General features: G+C 66.7%; 2 protein-coding genes. Both read right to left on the bottom strand.

The genetic code is table 11. The annotated features are described in order from the left end of the window. Positions 1-25 precede the first annotated feature (25 nt). Positions 26-1,177, bottom strand: a complete 1,152-nt coding sequence (locus ACRDSQ_RS32595) for a glycine amidinotransferase (RefSeq protein ID WP_431426495.1) — start codon at positions 1,175-1,177, stop codon at positions 26-28. Between the two features lie 54 nt (positions 1,178-1,231). Beyond that, positions 1,232-1,676: hypothetical protein (locus ACRDSQ_RS32600; protein ID WP_431426496.1), on the bottom strand; the 445-nt coding region annotated here is incomplete at its 5' end.

Consider the following 1,676-nt stretch of genomic DNA (forward strand, 5'->3'; position numbering starts at 1 on the left):
GCCGCCTCCAGCAGCAGGACACGGGTCACGACAGGTAGTCCTCACAGGCGCCGTCGCGGCGGGTGTCGAGGGTGAAGCAGTGGAAGCCGCCACCGAACAGCCGCCGGTGCCGGTGCCGCACGGGGACTGTTGTGAAGCCCTCGGCGTCGAGTGTCTTGAGCAGGCCGGTGCAGTCCTGGTTGACCAGCACCGTGTCCGGGCTGACCGACAGGACGTTCAGGTCGATGTACGGGCTGGTGAGGACCAAATCCTCGCTTTCGTCGTATGCGGGGAATGCGCCCGGGTCTGGTTCTGGCGCGACGATGAACTTCCATGACTGCAGCGCTTTCGGCAGCATGTCGCGGATGCCGTCGTGGCGAGCGAGGAAGACTCCGGGCCGCAGCGCCAGAAGCATGCTGTCGATGTGGTTGTCGGCCATCCGATGTACCCGGTGGATCCGGTAGCGCTCGCCGAGGTGGCGCTCCAGCCAGTCAACCGCCAACCGGTGGTTGTCGTGGGCGATGTTGACGACCAGGTCGCGGCCCAGGCGCAAGACCTGGGCGCCGTCGAGCATCATCTCGAATCCGACGTCGTACGGGCTGGGCTGTGGATCGGCGATGGGCTCGGTGGGCCCACCCAGGGTTGTCGCCTCGTCGCGGGCATACGACAGGTCGAACGACAGGTCGGTGAGCAGCGGCCTCGGCATGGTCGTCCACCGTGCTCCAGCCTCGTAGTACCGCTGGAAAATCGGTGCCAACAAACGGGTTTCCAAGTAGCGGGAGCGGATCGCGGGCGGGGTTTCGATGATCTCATCGCCCAGGACGAGGGTGTTGTCGCGGATGTTCAGCGCAGGCGTGGGCGCGGCCTGCCAACCCAATCCCGCGATGGGGGCGGCGTCGGGGGGAAGTGCCAGCGGGCGGTGCACGGTGATCCCGAGGGCGGCGAGCGTCGCGGCCAGATCCTCGACGTCGGCGTGGAGTTCCTCGGTGTAACGCCGTTTGATGTTCCAGCTCCGAGCGGCGCGGTCACCGTCGGCGGCGACGAGGCGCGGGTAGGCCCAGTCGGAGCGGAACCCTGCCAGGTTGTCGTGGTGGAACAGCTCGAAGGTGACGTCGCGGTCGTGACTGAGGTAGTTCTCGGCGGAACCGACGATGATCTCGCGCAGAGTGGTGAAGTCGTCGTGGCTGTGCAGCAGCATGGTGGTTTCCTCATATGCGGTGGGCGAATGTCACGGTCAGTGCTGGCGAGTCGGCTACCCGACCCGGGGTAGTGACCTGCAGTGGCGCTCCTGCCCCGCATTGGCGCGGCGCACACGCAACAGCACACCGTCAGCGGCGAAGCGGAGAGTGCGCTGCTCGCTCCACCCGGCGAAGCGGTACTCGTCAGGCCCTGCCTGCGCGAGGGCGAATACCCGGCCAGCAGCCATGAGCGTCAACTTGGCGTCAGCTGCGGCGAACCGCACGGGCTGGAGGGGACCGTCCAGCGGTTGGTCGTGGTCGAAGTCGGTGAACCCGCTCGGCAGCTCCGCGTAGTACGGGAGCGGAACCGGACAGGGTTCGAGCGGCGGCGTGAATTTGTTGAACAGCACGTCGCCGTCGTTCATCGCGGCCTGCCAGTCAGACGGGAATAGATCGACCAGCTCACGTGTGAGGAGTGCGTCGACGACGGTATGCACCCGTGTCGCCGGTCCGGTGTTG

Origin of the sequence: Actinokineospora sp., assembly GCF_050699995.1 — a bacterium.
Taxonomy (GTDB): domain Bacteria; phylum Actinomycetota; class Actinomycetes; order Mycobacteriales; family Pseudonocardiaceae; genus Actinokineospora.

Bases quoted from the DNA above. Each gene is read 5' to 3' on its own strand.
- ACRDSQ_RS32595 (WP_431426495.1), bottom strand. From the start codon at position 1,177: ATGCTGCTGCACAGCCACGACGACTTCACCACTCTGCGCGAGATCATC.